Source organism: Sodalis praecaptivus, assembly GCF_000517425.1.
In the GTDB taxonomy this organism is placed as follows: Bacteria; Pseudomonadota; Gammaproteobacteria; order Enterobacterales; family Enterobacteriaceae; genus Sodalis_A; species Sodalis_A praecaptivus.
Genome location: NZ_CP006569.1, coordinates 4,651,956 through 4,670,565, shown reverse-complemented (window position 1 = coordinate 4,670,565; position 18,610 = coordinate 4,651,956). Strand labels below are relative to the sequence as shown.

The 18,610-nt window shown below is 59.6% G+C and carries 14 protein-coding genes; 9 read left to right on the top strand and 5 right to left on the bottom strand.

Annotation, left to right across the window (positions count from 1 at the left end; translation table 11 throughout):
* Window positions 1-84 precede the first annotated feature (84 nt).
* The 5 genes from recG to SANT_RS20745 form a co-directional block, all read right to left on the bottom strand.
* The gene (gene recG, locus SANT_RS20770; RefSeq protein WP_025424142.1) at window positions 85-2,169 is read right to left on the bottom strand and encodes an ATP-dependent DNA helicase RecG; all 2,085 of its coding nucleotides are present in this window, start codon (window positions 2,167-2,169) and stop codon (window positions 85-87) included.
* A gap of 245 nt (window positions 2,170-2,414) precedes the next feature.
* Window positions 2,415-4,520 (bottom strand): bifunctional GTP diphosphokinase/guanosine-3',5'-bis pyrophosphate 3'-pyrophosphohydrolase, encoded by a 2,106-nt coding sequence (spoT, locus tag SANT_RS20760; RefSeq protein ID WP_025424140.1) that lies wholly within the window; start codon window positions 4,518-4,520, stop codon window positions 2,415-2,417.
* Window positions 4,521-4,540: 20 nt separating this feature from the next.
* The gene (rpoZ, locus tag SANT_RS20755; RefSeq protein WP_025424139.1) at window positions 4,541-4,816 is read right to left on the bottom strand and encodes a DNA-directed RNA polymerase subunit omega; all 276 of its coding nucleotides are present in this window, start codon (window positions 4,814-4,816) and stop codon (window positions 4,541-4,543) included.
* 54 nt (window positions 4,817-4,870) lie between these two features.
* On the bottom strand, window positions 4,871-5,494 hold the full coding sequence (gene gmk, locus SANT_RS20750) for a guanylate kinase (protein ID WP_025424138.1): 624 nt from the start codon (window positions 5,492-5,494) through the stop codon (window positions 4,871-4,873).
* A gap of 383 nt (window positions 5,495-5,877) precedes the next feature.
* The gene (locus SANT_RS20745; RefSeq protein ID WP_025424137.1) at window positions 5,878-6,303 is read right to left on the bottom strand and encodes a MarR family winged helix-turn-helix transcriptional regulator; all 426 of its coding nucleotides are present in this window, start codon (window positions 6,301-6,303) and stop codon (window positions 5,878-5,880) included.
* A gap of 1,517 nt (window positions 6,304-7,820) precedes the next feature.
* Between SANT_RS20745 and SANT_RS20740 the strand changes: the two genes are divergently transcribed.
* The 9 genes from SANT_RS20740 (at window position 7,821) to SANT_RS20700 (ending at window position 18,552) form a co-directional block, all read left to right on the top strand.
* A complete protein-coding gene (locus tag SANT_RS20740; protein WP_025424136.1) occupies window positions 7,821-8,222 on the top strand; it encodes a VOC family protein in 402 nt (133 codons plus the stop codon).
* Window positions 8,223-8,628: 406 nt separating this feature from the next.
* The gene (locus SANT_RS20735; RefSeq protein WP_025424135.1) at window positions 8,629-9,573 is read left to right on the top strand and encodes an ABC transporter permease; all 945 of its coding nucleotides are present in this window, start codon (window positions 8,629-8,631) and stop codon (window positions 9,571-9,573) included.
* On the top strand, window positions 9,573-10,493 hold the full coding sequence (locus tag SANT_RS20730; protein WP_025424134.1) for an ABC transporter permease: 921 nt from the start codon (window positions 9,573-9,575) through the stop codon (window positions 10,491-10,493). Before SANT_RS20735 ends, SANT_RS20730 begins: the two co-directional genes overlap by 1 nt.
* Window positions 10,490-11,458, top strand: coding sequence for an ABC transporter ATP-binding protein (locus SANT_RS20725; RefSeq protein ID WP_025424133.1), 969 nt, complete (start codon window positions 10,490-10,492; stop codon window positions 11,456-11,458). The genes SANT_RS20730 and SANT_RS20725 overlap by 4 nt, the downstream gene beginning before the upstream one ends.
* Complete coding sequence (locus SANT_RS20720) at window positions 11,451-12,461, top strand: ABC transporter ATP-binding protein (RefSeq protein WP_025424132.1); 1,011 nt, start codon at window positions 11,451-11,453, stop codon at window positions 12,459-12,461. The genes SANT_RS20725 and SANT_RS20720 overlap by 8 nt, the downstream gene beginning before the upstream one ends.
* On the top strand, window positions 12,458-14,035 hold the full coding sequence (locus SANT_RS20715) for an ABC transporter substrate-binding protein (protein ID WP_025424131.1): 1,578 nt from the start codon (window positions 12,458-12,460) through the stop codon (window positions 14,033-14,035). Before SANT_RS20720 ends, SANT_RS20715 begins: the two co-directional genes overlap by 4 nt.
* Before the next feature lie 97 nt (window positions 14,036-14,132).
* On the top strand, window positions 14,133-15,401 hold the full coding sequence (locus SANT_RS20710; protein WP_025424130.1) for an MFS transporter: 1,269 nt from the start codon (window positions 14,133-14,135) through the stop codon (window positions 15,399-15,401).
* Window positions 15,402-15,423: 22 nt separating this feature from the next.
* Window positions 15,424-17,445 (top strand): CocE/NonD family hydrolase, encoded by a 2,022-nt coding sequence (locus SANT_RS20705; protein ID WP_025424129.1) that lies wholly within the window; start codon window positions 15,424-15,426, stop codon window positions 17,443-17,445.
* Window positions 17,446-17,574: 129 nt separating this feature from the next.
* The gene (locus SANT_RS20700; protein WP_038669961.1) at window positions 17,575-18,552 is read left to right on the top strand and encodes a GlxA family transcriptional regulator; all 978 of its coding nucleotides are present in this window, start codon (window positions 17,575-17,577) and stop codon (window positions 18,550-18,552) included.
* Window positions 18,553-18,610: the final 58 nt, after the last annotated feature.

Genomic DNA, 18,610 nt, shown 5'->3' with positions numbered 1-18,610 from the left:
TCCAAGACGGGCGCGCAAACCGGCTGCGTCCCGTAACCGCGTTATAGCGGCACTGCGGGACAAGGTAGCGGCGGCGAACGCCGCTCAGGCGAAGGTATAGCGGACGCGCTCGGGCATCCAGCGTTCAATCAGGGCGCGGGCCGAGTCGGGGTGATGCTGATGGATATGCCGCGCCAGGCGCTGTACCTCTGGAATCATCGCCTGATCGCGCAGCAGATCCGCGACCCGGAATTCGGCATTGCCGGTTTGGCGGGTGCCCAGCAGCTCGCCGGGGCCGCGAATTTCCAGGTCTCGCTGGGCAATGACGAAGCCATCGTTGCTGTCGCGTAGAACCTGTAGACGCGACTGTGCGGTTTTGCTGAGCGGCGACTTGTACAGCAGCACGCAGTGGGAGGCCACCGCACCGCGACCCACCCGTCCACGCAGCTGATGCAGCTGCGCCAGCCCGAGCCGCTCGGGGTTTTCGATGATCATCAGGCTGGCGTTAGGCACATCGACGCCCACCTCGATGACCGTGGTCGCCACCAGTAATTGTACCTCGCCCGCCTTGAAGGCCTGCATCAGCTGCTGCTTTTCCAGCGCCTTCATGCGTCCATGCACCAGCCCGACCCGAAGCTCGGGCAGCGCGCTTTGCAATTCCTGCCAGGTGGCTTCCGCCGCCTGCGCTTCCAGCACGTCCGATTCTTCTATCAGCGTGCAGACCCAGTAAGCCTGACGCTGCTCCTGCAGGCAGGCCTGACGGACGCGCTGAATGATTTCCGCGCGCCGGGTATCCGGGATTGCCACCGTGGTCACCGGCGTCCGGCCCGGCGGCAGCTCATCAATGACCGAGGTGTCCAGGTCGGCGTAGGCGGTCATCGCCAGCGTCCGGGGAATGGGGGTGGCGGTCATAATCAACTGATGCGGATGGAAACCCTGCGCCACGCCTTTCTCCCAAAGCGCCAGCCGCTGATGAACGCCGAAACGATGCTGCTCATCGATAATCACCAGCGCCAGCCCGGCGAAGCGCACCTGCTCTTGGAAAATAGCGTGAGTGCCCACGACCATCGACACCCGGCCATCGCTAATGGCCTCCTGCTGCGCCTGGCGCGCTTTCCCTTTCTGCTTGCCCGCCAGCCAGCCGACCTCGATGCCCAGCGGCGCGAACCAGTCGCGGAAATTTTGCGCGTGCTGTTCGGCCAGCAGCTCGGTGGGCGCCATTAGCGCCACCTGGCGACCATCGCTAATGGCGCACAGCGCCGCCAGCGCCGCCACCAGCGTTTTGCCGGATCCCACATCCCCCTGAACCAACCGCATCATCGGGACATCTCGCGCCAGATCCTGGGTGATTTCCGCCACCACGCGCCGTTGGGCGCCGGTGGGGGAGAACGGCAGCGCGGCGAGAAAGCGCCGAGACAAAAGATTATCGGCGCGCAGCGGCAACGCCCGGTCTTTCTGCACCCCGGCCCTGACCGCCAGCATGCTGAGGTTGTGGGCCAACAGCTCTTCGAGAATCAGCCGGCGCTGCGCCGGGTGACGGCCCAGCGCCAAATCGTCCAGAGAGATTTCCGGCGGCGGGCGGTGCAGCATCCGTAAGGCATCGGCCAGGCTCATCAAAGCGCCGCTTAGCTCCGGCGGCAGCAGCTCGGGCACCGGTGTGATGTCGAGCAGTTTCAGGGCCTGATCGATGGCGCTGCGCAGCGTAGCCTGTCGAACGCCTTCGGTGGTGGGATATACCGGCGTTAACGCGGCGGCAAGCGTGACCTGGCTGCGCTCGCTGATAACATGATATTCGGGATGGATTATCTCGCCGCCGAGCTGGCCGCGACGGATTTCGCCATAGGCGGTCACCCATTGGCCGGGGGAGAGGCTATTTTTCATCGCCGCGTTGAAATGAAAAAAGCGCAGCGTCAGAACGCCGCTGTCGTCGCGCAGGCGGCAGGTGAGCATGCGTTTGCGGCCAAAACTGATATCGCTGTTCAGGACTTCGCCCTGCACGGTCACCGTCATCCCCGGCAGCGCCTCGCCGATAGGATAAAGTTTGGTGCGGTCCTCATAGCGGGCCGGCAGATGCAGCAGTAGGTCCTGTAGGCTTTCCAGCCCGAGTCGGGCAAATTTGCTGACCAGACTCGGGCCGATCCCTGATAGCGTATTCAGCGGAATGGCGTTTAACAGGCGGCCTTCGGTCATATCAGCTCTCCGTGGCTTATCATCAGGCCGACCCTTCTGGGGGAGAGGTCCTCTCGCCGCCGGGGCCGCTGTCCGGCCGGGCCGAGCGTTTGCGCGCGGCGACCCCGCTCCATAAGAATACAGGTCGAACGGCGATAATCAAGGGGGCGGAAATTCGCCGCGCGGCATAGGAGAACCGGCATCAGAACCGGCCGGCGGGCCGCCGGCATGTCGCCTCGCCAGGCAAAACGGGCCGGCATCATGGCTTAATTGCGGTTACGGTTAACCCGGATGACATCCGGCATGATGCGGATTTTACGCATGATATTCGCCAGATGGATGCGATCGCGGGTGGTTAGGCGTATAAACGCGCTATACACCCGGCCGTCTTTCTCTTCGGTGTTAAGGCTCTGAATATTGGAATTGGCGGCGTTAATCGACGCGGTCAAATTGGCCAGCGCGCCCTGATGGTTGAACATGTCTACCTTGATTTCGGCGATAAACTCCTGTTCGCTCACCATTTCCCACTCTACCGGCATAAATTTCTCGGGCTCTTTCTGGTAGCCCCGGATATTGCGGCAAGATTCATGGTGTACCACCAGCCCTTTGCCGGGGCTGACGTGGGCGATGATCGGATCGCCTGGAATAGGCCGGCAGCATTTGGCGAAGGTGATGAGCACGCCGTCGGCGCCTTTAATTGGCAGCGTCCGCGGGCCGACGGGCGGCGTCAGGTTGGACCGATCTCCCTGCAGATTTTTGGCAATGACCACGCTCATGGCGTTGCCGAGACCGATTTCCGCCAGCAGATCTTCAAGCGTCGCCAGTTTCATCCTGTCCAGCTCGCGCTGGATATTTTCCGGCGCCATTTCGACCAGTTTGCGGCTGCCGCCCAACGCGTGGTTAAGCAGGCGACGGCCGAGGCTGACGGAGTCATCACGCTTGAGGTTTTTCAGCATCTGGCGAATTTTGGCCCGCGCCTTGGAACTTACGACGAAATTCAGCCAGGCGGCGTTGGGCCGCGCGCCGGGAGCGGTAATAATTTCCACGGTCTGGCCGCTGGTGAGCGACTGGGACAGCGGATAGGGCTGCCTGTCCACCCGCGCGCCCACGCAGGCGTGACCGATATCGGTATGCACGGCATAGGCGAAATCCACCGGCGTCGCGCCGGCCGGCAATTCGACGATGCGCCCTTCTGGGGTAAATACGTAGATTTCGTCGGGAAAAAGATCGGATTTAACGCTTTCAATGAATTCAAACGAGCTGCCGGCGCTTTGCTGAAGCTCGAGGAGGCTTTGCATCCAGCGCTGCGCGCGGATTTGCGCCGTAGTACCGGTTTCGCCCTGCTCTTTATACGCCCAATGCGCCGCCACCCCCATCTCCGCCATCTGGTCCATGTCCTCGGTGCGAATCTGCACCTCCACCGGCACGCCGTGGGGACCTATCATCGAGGTATGCAGCGATTGGTAGCCGTTGGCTTTGGGGATGGCGATATAATCTTTCACCCGCCCGGGGCGCGGTTTATACAGGCTATGCATCTGCCCCAGCACCCGGTAACAGGTGTCCACTTCGCTGACGATCACCCGAAAAGCGTAGATATCCATGATGGAATGAAAACGTTGCTCTTTCAGGTGCATCTTGCAATAGATCGAGTAGAGATGTTTTTCCCGTCCGCTGACGCGACAGGGAATGCCCGCTTCGGTTAAGCGACCCTCAATCTCGGCGAGGATTTTCTGGATCATCTCCTTGCGGTTACCGCGCGCCGCTTTCACCACTTCCTTGATAACCCGGTAGCGGTTGGGATAGAGCGCCTCGAACCCCAGCTCTTCCAGCTCGGTTTTCAGGTGATGGATACCCAGCCGGTGGGCCAGCGGGCTATAGATTTCCAGCGTTTCGCGCGCGATGCGACGCCGTTTGTCCGGCCGCAGGGCGCCGAGGGTGCGCATATTGTGGGTGCGGTCGGCAAGCTTTATCAGCACGACGCGGATATCTTGCACCATCGCCATGATCATTTTACGAAAGTTTTCCGCCTGGGCTTCTTTCTTGTCACGGAATTTCAGCTTGTCCAGCTTCGATACTCCCTCCACCAGCTCGGCGACGCTTTTGCCGAACAGTTGTTCCATGTCCTGGTAGGTGGCTGGGGTATCTTCGATAACGTCATGCAGCAGCGCCGCCATCAGCGTCTCATGATCGAGACGCATCTCGGCCAGGATGCAGGCGACCGCTACCGGATGGGTGATATAAGGCTCACCGCTGGAACGAGTCTGTCCCTCGTGCGCATCACGAGCGACAAGATAAGCCTGCCGGAGGAGTTTTATCTGATCCTCGGGCAGATAGCGTTGAATCAGAAGATTCAGACTTTCGAACAGATACAAGGTAGGGTAGTAACCTGCTGTTAACGGCGGCCTTCAGCGATCGCGGTGACCGCCTGAATCTCGGCGGCTTCCTGTTCTTGCTGCTCCTGGCGATCGCGTAAATCCAGGATCTGATTGGTAATCAGGCCTTCCTCGATTTCACGCAGGGCGATAACGGTGTATTTATCGTTTTCTTCCGCAACCAGTGGATCTTTACCGCCTACCTGAATCTGACGGGCGCGACGCGCGGCGACCAGCACCAGGTCAAAACGGTTACCAATTTTCTCGACGGCGTCTTGTACAGTTACGCGTGCCATATGTGAGCTACTCCACAGATGAAGAAATGACTGGGCATCATACTGAAAGTTGTGTCAGTCTGCCAACAATTTGCTGATTAATGCGTCATGGCGTAATTTCTGACGCTCAAGGCGCAGCCGCTCAGCCCGGATAATGGTTTTCAGATCAAGCAATGCGGTATTGAAATCGTCATTGACGATGAGATAATCATACTCCGCAAAGTGGGTCATTTCAGCTACCGCCTGCGCCATGCGCCGGGCGATGACCTCTTCGCTGTCCTGACCGCGTCCGCGCAACCGGCGATCTAACTCCTCCTTGGACGGCGGCAAAATAAAGATGCTGCGAGCGTCGGGCATTTTACCCCGGATCTGCTGCGCGCCCTGCCAGTCGATATCGAGGAACACATCGACGCCGGTCGCCAGCACCTGCTCGATGGTTTCACGCGAGGTGCCGTAATAATTGCCAAATACCTGGGCGTGTTCCAAAAAGGCATCTTCGGCAATCATGCGCTCAAATTCCGCCACCGGCACGAAAAAGTAATGCTGTCCGTGCGCTTCGCCGGGACGCATGGCGCGGGTGGTGTGGGAGACTGACACCTGGGTGTCATAAAGCGGCTGGGTTTTCAGCAACGCCTGGATCAGGCTGGATTTTCCCGCGCCGCTCGGGGCGGAAACGATATAGAGCGTACCTTGAATCATCATGAAATAGTCAGCAGAGGTTGAAAGAACGACAGGGCGCGTTTCTATTATACACGGCATTGAGAGTCGATGCAGCTGTCAACGTAGCGGCAGGGCCGGCGGAGGGGGTAAAGTATCGGTTATGAAGGAATTAAGGAAGCACGGGCACCCGTCGAAGACGCAAACCCCCGTGGCCTCCCTTTTTGAACGTTTTAGATATTTATCTGCAAAAATCCACCAGTAAAAAAAACCACCTTTGAGTATTAAAAATCGCGATAAAGTGTCTATTATCTGGTAGCCGGAATAGCCGTCCGACCCGTCAGTCCGGTCACGATAAATGACTACAACTGTCCGGCCCTTTTTTTACTGCGGATTTCAATGCTGATATAACATCATAAGCCGTGCTATTTTTGCTGAGCTTCAAGTACATTGCAGACTTCGCTGAACTTCTCTAACTGCATCTCGGATAACGGAGCAAACATGCGATCCAGAATGACTTTGTGGGTCTGTTCGGCGATACGCAATTTCTCACGCCCTTTTTCCGTGATATAGACATACTTCACCCGGCGATCGGTAGGGCTTTGCTGGCGTTGCAGCATCTCCTCTTTTTCCAATGCATCAAGCACGGTGACCACGGTACGGGATGAGAAGCCCATATAGTTTTTGATATCGGTGGCGCTGGTTTTGCCGGTAGTAATCAGATGCAGAATTTTCATTTTCGACATCGAGAGGCCTTCGTTCACCAGCTGACCATTCACTTCTTTTCTCAGGCGGTGATAGATACGCGATAGGGACTCTACCATTACTGAAATATCGGTTGATTTATCCATGTTCTAATCTCTATATGTTATTTATTCGCTATCAGTTATTCCCAAAGCACGTTAGATTTCCGTTTAGTATTACAGATGGCTTTAATGGCATCAGGTAAATATTACACTTAAGCAGAATCGACGACGCTGGGAAATATTCTAAACAAGCAATGTTGTCAGCTTACGCTAACAAGAAATACATTTTATTAACAAAAATATTGAAATTCTCTCAACCTCCATTAAATAGGGGCATCCTGGAGACAGAAGAGTATGGGTTACTTCCAGGTTATTATTAATGCCCAATCGGAGTATGATCGGACCCCCTGCTTCATTACTGACTGCCCGAGCAGTTTATCGAAGTTTTTTTAAATTTGAAATATGACAATAAGAAAAAGGCGCATATATTATGAAAATATAATGGCAAATATATCTTTTTATGTTTTATTAGTGATTCTGTATATTAATAGCCTGCTAAGCTTTACCGGAATTTACAGATCTGGCGGCTGCAACATGTTGTAGGAAAAGGATTTTTAGAATTTTTTTTAGCTGAAACAGTGTGCCGGTTTCGTTGCAGTAGTTCACGCAAAAATCGAGCTAAAAAAAAATAATCGCAAATTAAAAACTCACAAAAAAGATAAAAAACCTTTAATATGCCTTAAGTCGATTTAGCGTAAACCAGTTAAGTTGTTGTAATTGCTCAGTATTCTGTTTTTATCTTTTTCGCTAAAAATCTAAATTTAGCAAAGAATTATGGTGTTTTTATCATTAAAATCAACTAATTGTAGATTTTATAATCTATTGGCGCGACAACGGCGTCCGGCGGGCGCCATCCTTTTGCTCGCGCGGTGGCATAAGGAGCAAAAATAGCCCGCAAAATTGCTTCTTTTCAGGCAATAATTAAAGCGGTCAGGGTCTACGCTTACTTAAGGATATGAGATGAAAACGGCGAAATTCGGCCCTGAAATATCCCCTGATATCCTGTCGTCGACCTAATTCTATCGGGTTAATGGCATCGGTTTGCTTGCCGCCGTTACCGCTGGCGTTATAAAGCGCACCGCGACCGCCGTCAGGAAGGGTAAAACGTCTATTAGGACGCCGTACTATTTGCGGTGAAAATGCCTGCATGGGGCAAAACAGGCGACGGCGACGGCGGATATTCCCCCCGTTCACGGGCGCTGCTTTGGGGCTGCCCCTGTGCTATTCAGAGGGACGCGCGGCGAGGTAAGGCAAGGGCGGGTGACACCGGCACTATTCCCGTGAAGCGTTAGCCGGCCGCCGTTGCCGCTGAGGGGGTCGGCACGCCATGACACAATGCTTCGCCGTGCCGAGGTCGCCCGAAATTTAACCTGTCCGGCGGTAACAAGACTATTTCAGCGCCGAAGAGTGACAGACGAAGAGGCGGTGGAAATAGGCAAGCCGCCAACGCGCGGTATAAATGAAGCTGTGTCTGGCAGGCTATAACTGATGTCGCTGGCGCCGCCACGAATCGCGGCGCGCTGGCTATAGTTAAGGCACGAGTCGCATGAGGGGGGAGACTCATGTTCAGCCATATTCAGCTTGGCGTGCGGGACCTGACGCGCATGCAGCAATTCTATGATTCGGTCTTGGCCGAACTCGGCTTGGTGCGGGTAGCGGAAGAGCGGGCCGGCGAGGCGGGGGTCATCTGGCGTCGCGCCGATCGGCGCTGGCCTCAGTTTGTGCTGCGCGCGCCGCTCAATGGCCTGCCTGCCACCTGGGCCAACGGCAGCCAGGTAAGCTTCGCCGCACCCTCGCCCGATGCGGCGGCGGCGGCATGGTCGGTGGCGCTTACCCTCGGCGCTATCAATGAGGGTGAACCGGGGCTACGGCCGCAGTATGCGCCGGATTTCTACGGCGCCTACTGCCGCGATCCGGAGGGGAACAAGCTCTGTTTTGTCTATGCTGACGGGGTAAACGGCTAAGCCGCGCCTGACCTGCCGTCGACGTCGCGCCTTTGGCCCCCGCCTTGCCGCTGACGGGGGCCATCTTTTGCCGCCCTCGGTCAATATTCCTGCCCGGCGCGCGCCTAGCGCGGCCCGTTTGTCACCCGAGCCCGGACAAAAACCTAACGCCGTGCGCCAGAGCGTACGCCGACGTGCGATTCTACGGCCGGGTCCTGAGCGTCTGGCTGCACCCGGTCATCCTTTCTCAAGCGGCGGCGCCGCGCGACATACGGCGTTCTTATATGTCGCATTTCTCACCGATAAGGTCGCAAACGCGACGTTTATCGCCAACAAAGACTGGCAAGCTCATAACCGTTTCCAACCGCATTCCGGCGGTTTCGGTCCTGGCCGGCGTTCCGCCGCCGATACTTTACAGGCTGCATCTATGCTCATTTATCTGCTTCGCCGGCTGCTTTTGGCGGCGTCGGTTATGTTGGTGGCCGTTTCGCTGTTGTTTTGCCTGGTGTTCCTGGTGCCCGGCGATCCCGCATCGGTAGCGTTGGGTCCGCGCGCCAGCGAGGCGCAAAAACAGGCTTTGCGCGTCACCATGGGATTGGACCAGCCGGCACCGGTGCAGATCGGCCGTTTCCTGGCCAGAGTGGTGCGCGGCGATTTGGGTGAAGATGTGCTGACCCACCGGCCGGTAGCACAACTCATCGCCCGCGCCCTGCCCAACACGTTGGTGCTGGCGCTGTGCGCCATCGGCTGGGCAATGGCGCTCGGCATCCCGCTCGGCTGCTGGGCGGCGCTGCGCCAGAACAGCTGGGCCGACCGTATCATCGGCGTGCTGTCTATCAGCGTTATCGCGCTGCCGGCCTTCGTGGTGGCTATTTATGCCTTGTTGATTTTCTCGGTGACCCTGAAGTGGTTTCCCGCTATCGGCGCCGGGCATCGCGGCGATGTAGCTTCGCAGCTCCACGCGCTGGTGCTGCCGTCGCTGACGGTAGCGTTGGGCTGGATCGGTTATCTTTCCCGCCTGGTGCGCGCCTCCATGCTGGAGGTTCTGAAGGAAAATCATATTCGCACTTTCCGCGCTTTCGGTATGCCCGATCGGCTGATCGCCCTGCGCTACGCGCTGCCGATCGCGGTAGTCCCGGTGGTATCGGTACTGGGCGTCGGCATCGGCTCGTTGCTTTCGGGGGCGGTGCTGACGGAGATTGTCTTTGCCCGGCCGGGGCTCGGCAAATTGGCGTTTGATTCGGTGATTTCCCGCAATTTTCCGGTGGTGATGGGGACGGTGGTGGTAACGTCCGGCCTGTATGTTTTGGCTAACCTTATCGCCGATGTCATTAATACCTGCCTCGATCCGCGCGTGCGCCAGGAGCTGTGATGATAGAACTGTCAACGCCGGTCGCCGGCTCCCCGGCACAGAACGCCGCCACGCCGCCGCGCATGGGCCTCTATCGAGTGCTACGGCAGGTCTGGTCGACCGGGATCGGCCGCTTCGCCTTGATTTGCGTCGTCGCGTTAATGCTGTGCGCGTTATTCGCGCCCTGGCTGGCGCCGCACAATCCCATCGCCATCAAAGCGGTTCTGCGGCTTAAAGGACCAAGCATGGCGTATTGGCTGGGGAATGATCAGCTGGGTCGCGATATTTTGTCGCGGCTGATTTACGGTACGCGTATCGCGATGATGGTCGCTTTTGCCGGCACGGGCGGGGCACTGCTGCTGGGATCGCTGTTGGGGCTGGTGGCCGGCTACGGGCCGCGCCAGCTCGACACGCTGTTGATGCTGTTGTGTGATTCGCTGATGTCGATTCCGATGATTTTGTTCGCGCTGGCGGTGGTGACGCTGGCCGGCTCCAGTCTAGCCACCATTATTCTTATTATTATTACCTTCATGGTACCGGGCTATTTCCGGGTGGTGCGCAGCCAAACGCGGGTACTTAAGCGCATGGAGTATATTGTCGCGGCCCGGGCCATGGGCGCGTCGCCGGTCAGCGTCGTCGTTCGGCATCTGATTCCCAATTTGACCGGCACGCTACTGGTCATGGTGGCGATGGATATCCCCGCGGTTATCGCCATCGAGTCGGGTCTGAGCTTCCTCGGACAAGGGATTCAGCCGCCGGACGCCAGCTGGGGCACGGTGCTCAACGATGGCTACTCCTATATCCGCCAGGCGCCGCATATGGTTATTGCCGCCGGCATGCCGATCGTTCTCGCCACCTTGGGATTCACTTTTCTCGGCGAGGCGCTACGCGACGCGCTGGATCCACGCACCCATAGCCACACCGGAGGCGATCGCCCATGACGTTGCTCGATATCAATCAGTTAACCGTCAGCTACGCTTCTCCCCGCGGGCCGCTACAGGCGGTGCGCAATATCAGCCTGTCGCTTAATAAAGGTGAAGTGCTGGGGCTGGTGGGCGAAAGCGGTTCCGGAAAATCCACCCTGGTCAGCGCCATGTTGACCCTGCTGCCGCCGAATGCCCAGGCCAGCGGTGAATTGCGCTATCGCGGGGTCGATCTGCTGACGTTGTCCGAGGAAGATCGGCGCAAATTGCGCGGTAACGGTATCGCCACCGTCTCGCAAGATCCGTTTACCGCGCTTAATCCGGTGGTGACGATTGGTAAACAGCTTGTCGCTTTTCAACACCATAAAGCCGGTACGCGCGCGGAAAAACGCCAGCGCGCCCGTCACATGCTGGAGCGCGTGGGGATATCCGACCCCGGCGGCCGGCTGCACCAATATCCTCATGAGCTGAGCGGCGGCATCCGTCAGCGTATCGCTATCGCCGCGGCGTTACTGACCGAACCGGAACTGCTGATAGCCGATGAGCCGACCACCGCGCTGGACGCCACGACGGAAATGCAGGTGGTAGAGGTCCTTAAGGCCAGTCGGAAGCTGGTGGACGGCGCGATTATTTTTGTCACCCACGATTTGCATCTGGTCAGCGCGTTGTGCGACAAGGTGGCGGTGATGTACGCCGGCGAAATTGTCGAGGCGGGACCGATAGACAGCATTTTCGGCGCGCCGTCGCACCCCTATACCCGGGCGCTGCTGGCCTGCGATCCGGCGCGCATTCCCGGCGTTAGCCGCGAGTTGCCGTTTATTGCCGGCGCGGTCCCGCCGCCCGGCGGCGAGCGGGTCGGGTGTCCATTCCAGCCACGCTGCGCCTCGGCTTTCGGGCCCTGTCTCGCTGTGACGCCGGCCCTGACCACCCTCGGTCAAGGCGACTGGACGGTACGTTGCCATAAGGTGAGTCCGCATGCTTGAAATTAACGATCTGGTGGTGCGCTTTCGCACCGGTAACCTTCTGAGCCGGCTCAAACCGGGCGCTGTGCGCTATGTGGATATCTTGGCCGGCGTCAGCCTGCAGGTGGCGCCGGGAAAGACGCTGGGCCTTATCGGTGAAAGCGGTAGCGGCAAGACGACCCTTGGCCGGGCGGTGATCGGCCTGACGCCGATTAGCGGCGGCACGGTACAGGTTAACGGCCGCGAGCCGCGGGACGCCAGCGACTGGTCCTGGCGCGGGATCCGGCGGGATACCGGCCTGATCTTCCAAGATCCGATGGCGGCGCTCGATCCGCGCATGCGCGTGGAGAAACTGGTGACCGAGCCTTTTAGCGTCAACGGCCGCGAAATTAACCGTCGTGCGGAGGCGGGGCGTTTATTGACCATGGTCGGGCTGCCGGCGGCGTTTATCGATCGCTACCCGCATCAATTGTCGGGGGGGCAGGCGAGGCGCGTGGCGGTGGCGCGGGCGCTGGCGCTCAGGCCGAAGCTGATTATCGCCGATGAACCGACCGCCGGTCTGGATTTGTCGGTACAAGGTGAGCTGCTGAACTTGCTCACCGCCCTGCAACGCGAGCTGGGGATGAGCTATTTAATCATCACCCACAATCTGGCTATTACTCGCCATGTTACCGACGACATCGCCATCATGTATCTCGGACGCATTGTCGAAAGCGGGCCGACCGCCGCCCTGTTCCGCGCGCCGGCGCACCCTTATACCGCCGCGCTGCTCAGCGCCAAAGGCAGCGGCGGCGAGGCGGGAAAAGGGGTGCTGGTGGGCGAGATCCCGACGCTTTCCCATCGTCCCGCCGGTTGTGAATTTCATACCCGTTGCCCGCAGGCGCAGGCGCGCTGTCGCGTCGATGCGCCTTTGCTGCGGCCGTTGGCCGACGGGCAGCACGTTGCCTGTCATTTCCCTCTTCTCCGCGCGGCACTTTCCCCCGCCCGGTCCGGCGCCATTATCTTCAAGGAGACACATGCATGAAAGGCCTGTCGATGAACAGACGCGAGTTGATTAAAACGCTGGCGGTGCTCGCCGCCGGCGTATCCGGCTTGCTGGTGGTGGGCGGCCAGCGAAGGGTCTTCGCCGCCGATAGCCAAAATAAAGTGCTGCGGGTACAAAATGACCTGGACATCACCAATCTGGACCCCGCCAACCGCAGCGGCTGGTATGACGAAATGGTGATGTTCGCTATCTATTCCGGGCTGTGCCAATACAAGCCGGGTACCGAGTGGGGCTGGCAGTTGGATGCCGCACAATCGCTGGAGCAGGTCGACCCGCTCACTATCCGTTTCGCGCTGCGTCCCGGCATCATGTGGACCGGCGGCTTTGGCGAAATGACCGCCGAAGACGTGAAATATTCCTACGAACGTTTTCTTAATAAAGAGCTGGCGGCGATTTATGCCTCCGATTGGGAGGCGCTGGATCATGTCGAGGTCACCGGCAATTATGAGGGCATTATCCATCTCAAACACCCGTTCGCACCGCTGTTTACCAGCACTCTGCCCCACGCCTCGGGGCTGATAGTCTGTAAAAAAGCGCTGGAAGCCACCAAAGATAAAAAAATCGGCACCGCGCCCGCGGCCTGCTCCGGGCCGTATAAAATCGGCGACTGGCAGCCGCGCGAGCGGTTAACGCTGGTCCGCAACGAGGGATGGAACGGCCGCCACAGCGAGTACGATCAAATCCAGCTGGTACCCATCGGTGATTTGAATACCGCTCAAATCGCCTTTGAAGCCGGCGATTTGGACATGACCAAAATCAATATCAGCGCCATCGGGAAATACCGGGACGACCCGGGCGATAATACGCTGACCGTTCGGCCGGCGCTGGCCTACACCTGGCTCGGAATGAATGTGGACCACCCTAAACTGAAAGACCTGCAGGTGCGTCGAGCCATTCAGCAGGCTATCGATGTGCCCGCCATTCTGGACGCCACTTTCGGCGGCGCGGTGAAACCGGCTTATGGCCTGGTGCCGCCGCCGCTTGCCGGGGCGCGTAGCAAAAATCTGTATCCTTACGATCCGGCGCAGGCGAAAGCGCTGTTGCAAAAAGCCGGTGTCTCGGGTTTGCAGCTCAGGCTGGACCTGTCCACTTCCACCGATGGCGGAACGGTGGCCCAAGTCATTCAGGCGCAGCTGGCTGAGGTGGGTATCGACTTGAAAATCAACCAGATGGATGGGGCGGCATTTGTTGCCGCGGGCCAGGAATCGGAGGGCGATGCCTGGAAGGACTCGCAACTGCGCCTCACTACCTTTACCACCGCGCCGGACGCCAGTTGGGTGACCGCCTGGTTTACCTGCGATCAGGTGGGTATCTGGAACACCCAACGCACCTGCGACAAAAAGTGGGATGCGCTCAACGCCGAGGCGGCGGTAGAGCTGGATCAAGCGAAACGGGCGGCTATGTATATCACATTACAAGATCAGTTGGAGGAGACCGGCGCCTATGTCTTCTTATACCACGGCAGCAACGCCTGGCTGACGCCGAAAACCGTGCACGGCGCCTGGACGCCCGATGGCCAATGGCCGCTGTTCCGGGATGTCACCGGCGCCTGAGACGTCGGCTATACCGCCCGGGCGACGCGGCCCGGGCCCTGTCTGGCCGGCATTCCCTCCGGGGTGATGCCGCGCGCGGCCGTTTGTGGGAGTTTCCTTGACTACTGCCCGTTTTTCCCTGTTGCCAAAAAAGGGTTTGCGCCCTTCGGGCAACGCCCTGCGGCACGCTAATTATCGTCGATTTTTTGGCGGACAGCTGTTGTCGGTCATCGGCAACTGGGTGCATACCATCGCTCTCGGCTGGCTTATCTGGCGGTTGGGCGTGTCGTCACCGGTATTGCTGGGGATGCTGGCGTTTTGCAGCCAGGGGCCGATTTTATTCTTCGGCCTGTTTACCGGCGTGATTGTCGACCGCTGCGATCGCCGCCGGCTGGTATTGACGACGCAGATCGGTATCACCCTGTTGGTGACGTTATTATCGGTGCTAACGCTCAATCATCTGATTACCGGCGCGCTGGCGATAGCTATCGCGACCGGCCTGGGGCTTATCAGCGCCTTTGATTTACCCGGCCGGCAGTCGCTGGTGGTGGATCTGGTGGCGCACGACGATTTGGCCAATGCGCTGGCGCTGAATTCGGTGATTTTCAACGGCGCGCGCCTGGTAGGGCCGGCGCTGGGCGGTGTGCTGGTGGATACCGTCGGCGAGGGCTGGTGTTTTGCCTTTATCGCCGCCTCCTACGTGCCGCTGATCCTGTTTTTGTTCACTATCCGCGTACCGCAGCGACCGCCCTCGACCCGGCTGAAAGGTCTGCTGCACGAGATGGGCGAGGGCCTGGCTTTTTTACGCCAGGACCCGCCGGCATTACGCATCCTGCTGCTGGTCGGTCTGTGTAGTCTCACCAGCGTGCCGTATTTTTCCTTTCTGCCCATGTTGGCGGATACCGTGTTACGCGGCGGTCCCGCCGGATCGGGCATTCTGATGAGTATCACCGGCGTCGGCGCGCTGTTGGCGGCATTACGGTTGACCTTTGCCGGCCATGTCGGCGCTATGGGAGCCTGGCCGTTGCGGGCTGCGGTGATGCTGGCTTTGGCGCAGATCCTGCTGGGTCTATCGCAGCACTTTTGGCTGAGCGCCATTATCGCCGCCCCGATCGGTTACGCCATTCTTACCCAGAACCTGACCTCCAACTCGCTGTTACAGCACCGGGTACCGGATCATCTGCGCGGTCGGGTGATGTCGTTTTACTCGATGATGCTGATTGGCACCGTGCCGATCGGCGCCATTATCTGCGGCGGTGCGGCGGATTGGATCGGCCTGCCGCTGACCCTGATTATTGGCGGCGCGCTGTGCCTGGCGGGCGCGGCGATGATCTCTTTTTGGGATCGCGCGGACCGCCAGCGCCAGGCTTCGGCCTCATCCTTTTAACTTTAGCGACAGGAGCAGTCCTATGTCCCATGCGTTATCCACCCTCGATCGTTCGCTAACGGTGCCGCCCTACCGTCAGATTTTTGTGCCGCTGGCGGACGGTACCCGCCTTGCCGCCCGGCTGTGGCTGCCGGAGAGCGCCGCGCCGGCGCCGCTGGTGCTGGAGTGGATCCCCTACCGGCAGTCGGACAATACCGCCACCGGCGACGCGATGATGCATGGGTTTTTCGCCGCGCACGGTATTGCCGCCATGCGGATTGACTTGCGCGGCAGCGGCAATTCCGACGGTCTGCTGCGCGATGAATACCTGGCGCAGGAGCAAGATGACGCGGTGGAGGTCATCGCCTGGATCGCACGTCAGGCGTGGTGTAACGGCAATGTCGGCATGATCGGTATTTCCTGGGGCGGATTCGCCGCGCTCCAGATTGCCGCACGCCGGCCGCCGGCGCTGAAGGCGATCATTACCTGCTGCTCCACCGACGATCGCTATAGCGACGATGTGCATTATATGGGCGGCGCGCTGCTGACGGATGGGCTGCAATGGGGCAGCGGCCTGTTTACCCAATTGGGCAGACCGCTGGACCCGGCTCACGTCGGCGAGCGCTGGCGCGAAGGGTGGTTGTCGCGCCTTGCAGGGATGGAACCGCCGCTGGCCCACTGGCTGGCGCACGGCGATCGCGACGCGTTTTGGCGCCATGGATCGGTATGTGAAGATTACCAGGCAATCGAGTGCGCGGTGTATGCGGTAGGGGGCTGGACCGATGGGTATTGCGACGCCATCTTGCGGCTCATGCATCATCTTGATGCCCCGCGCAAAGGGTTAATTGGCCCCTGGACCCATGTTTATCCCACCTGGGGCTTGCCCGGTCCGGCAATCGACTTCCTGGGGGAGTGTCTGCGGTTTTGGCGACAATGGCTACAGGGCGAAAACACCGGCATCATGGATGAACCGATGCTGCGCCTCTGGCAGGGGGAGGGGCTGCGCGCCGATCCCCGCGGCATGACCCTTGGCGGTCAATGGTTGAGCGCGCCGGGCTGGCCGGCAAGCCACGCGCGGCAGGATTTTTACCTGGACGATAATCGGCTGATAACGCAGCCGTCGGCGCCGGCCGCGCCGCTGATGATTGATACGCCTATGCATTGCGGCATGACGGGCGGCGAATGGTGCCCGCTTGACGGCGGCGGTGGCGCGCCGGAGTTCCAGGCCGATCAGCGTAGCGATGACGGCTTGTCGCAGTGTTTCGATACGCCGCGGCTGACGGCGCCGTTGACGCTGTGCGGCAAAGCGGCGCTGGAGGTGGCGGTGGCCTTCGAGAGTCCCTCGGCATTGCTGGTGTTGCGGCTAAATGAAGTAAGCGCCGACGGACATTCTGCGCGCGTGACGTTCGGCGTACACCGGCTTACGCGTCCTGCGGGCGTGGCGCCGGGCGAGCCTTTCCGCGTTCGGCTGTCTTTCAAAGGGGTGGCCTACCGCTTTTCTCCCGGCTGTCGGCTGCGGCTGGCGCTCTCCACCGCTTATTGGCCGATGGTCTGGGCGGAGCCTGGCCAGGGGCCGGTGCGGCTGTGGCCGGACGGCGCGGTATTACAACTGCCTGGTCCCGGTGATGCCATCACCCTTGACGACCCAGCGTTCGGTGCCCCGCGCTCCGCACCGCCTCATCCCCATGAGGTGGTTTCGCCGGAGGTCACCCGCCGCCAGGTGGAGTGGGACGTCGGCGCGGGCATCCACCGGGTGGTGATGGACGCGCAGCGTCAGCATACGCGTATTGGCGAATTATGCTTTGGCAGCGAGGGGCATGAGGTGTATACGATTGGCGCGCTGGCGGAGAGTGCGCGCATGGAGACCCATCGTGTCCAGCGCTACACCCGTCCCGGCTGGGATATCAGGCTGGAGTGCGATACCTCTCTCGCCTGGCAGGCGGGGGGGCTAGTGCTGACCTCCCGTTATCAGGCATGGGAAAACGACCGATCGGTATTCAGCCGCGAATGGTGCCATCGCTTTCCCTCCCGCCATCGCGATGCAAGCAATGTGGGGGATAGCTGAGACTTGGCAGAAACGTTACAGTCAAGGTAAGCGGGGGCGGTGCGGCCGTTCGCGCCATATCGGGCTCGCGCCCACGCGCCGGGCCTAGCGGTGTTTTTTGTTTTTCTTTGCCAGAAGCGATTGACGACCATGCCATCCGTTGAACCCACCATATTCACGTTTTTACTGGGCCAGGATTTTTCCATGATGAGCCTGGCCTCGGCAATTGAGCCGCTTCGGTCTTACAACCGCTTATTCAAGCAACGCGCCTTTAGCTGGCATCTGGCCAGCCTCAACGGCGAGCCGGTCACCGCCGCCAACGGCATCCCGTTTCCTACCTGCCCCGTTAACCAAGTGCTGGCAGCATCGCATTATCTCTTTATTTGCGGCGGGGAGCGGGTGGTGGCGCCGCAATACGAGCGGGGTTATCAAAGCGCGATGCGCCAAGCGGCCCGCGCCGGTCTGTTTATCGGCTCCTTGTCCACCGGCACGTTTTTGCTGGCAAAATGCGGGCTGCTGAACGGCCACCGCTGCACTATTCATTGGGAAAGCCGCGCCGCGTTTGCGGAGAGTTATCCAGATATCGAATGTACCCGCAAGATTTACGAAATTGACCGCCATCGTTTAACCTGTTCCGGCGGCACCGCGGCAATGGATATGATGCTGAACCTCATTGCCGAACGCTACGGTGACGATCGCGCCACCGCGGTGGCGAACCAATTTCACCATGAACGGATCCGCAGCGCGGCGGACGATCAGCGCGGCCACCGCCAGCATCGGGCGCCGCTGCCGCCGGTGTTGAGTGCGGCGATAGCGGTGATGCAGTCCACTTTCGAGGAGCCGCTTTCGCTGTTGGCGGTAGCGCAGCAGGTCGGGGTGGGTACGCGCCAATTGGAGCGCCTGTTCGGCCGTCATTTCGGTAAGACGCCGCAGCGTTACTATTTGGAGCTGCGGCTGGAACAGGCGCGCGAAATGTTGATCTATTCCGACCGGTCTATCATCGATATCGCCGTCTCGGTGGGTTTCAGCTCCACCTCCCATTTCGCCGGATGGTTTCGCCGCATCTTCGGCGTGCTCCCTTCGGACATGCGCCAGGAGCGGCGGGTAAGGTTGTCGACGGCGCGGTAAGCGAGCGTTTTCAGCGCCGGCGGGCGTGCTCCGTCGTTGATTGATGGTACCCACCCAG

Bases quoted from the DNA above. Each gene is read 5' to 3' on its own strand.
- recG (WP_025424142.1), bottom strand. From the start codon at position 2,169: ATGACCGAAGGCCGCCTGTTAAACGCCATTCCGCTGAATACGCTATCA.
- rpoZ (WP_025424139.1), bottom strand. From the start codon at position 4,816: ATGGCACGCGTAACTGTACAAGACGCCGTCGAGAAAATTGGTAACCGT.
- gmk (WP_025424138.1), bottom strand. From the start codon at position 5,494: ATGATTCAAGGTACGCTCTATATCGTTTCCGCCCCGAGCGGCGCGGGA.
- SANT_RS20745 (WP_025424137.1), bottom strand. From the start codon at position 6,303: ATGGATAAATCAACCGATATTTCAGTAATGGTAGAGTCCCTATCGCGT.
- SANT_RS20740 (WP_025424136.1), top strand. From the start codon at position 7,821: ATGTTCAGCCATATTCAGCTTGGCGTGCGGGACCTGACGCGCATGCAG.
- SANT_RS20735 (WP_025424135.1), top strand. From the start codon at position 8,629: ATGCTCATTTATCTGCTTCGCCGGCTGCTTTTGGCGGCGTCGGTTATG.
- SANT_RS20730 (WP_025424134.1), top strand. From the start codon at position 9,573: ATGATAGAACTGTCAACGCCGGTCGCCGGCTCCCCGGCACAGAACGCC.
- SANT_RS20725 (WP_025424133.1), top strand. From the start codon at position 10,490: ATGACGTTGCTCGATATCAATCAGTTAACCGTCAGCTACGCTTCTCCC.
- SANT_RS20720 (WP_025424132.1), top strand. From the start codon at position 11,451: ATGCTTGAAATTAACGATCTGGTGGTGCGCTTTCGCACCGGTAACCTT.
- SANT_RS20715 (WP_025424131.1), top strand. From the start codon at position 12,458: ATGAAAGGCCTGTCGATGAACAGACGCGAGTTGATTAAAACGCTGGCG.
- SANT_RS20705 (WP_025424129.1), top strand. From the start codon at position 15,424: ATGTCCCATGCGTTATCCACCCTCGATCGTTCGCTAACGGTGCCGCCC.
- SANT_RS20700 (WP_038669961.1), top strand. From the start codon at position 17,575: ATGCCATCCGTTGAACCCACCATATTCACGTTTTTACTGGGCCAGGAT.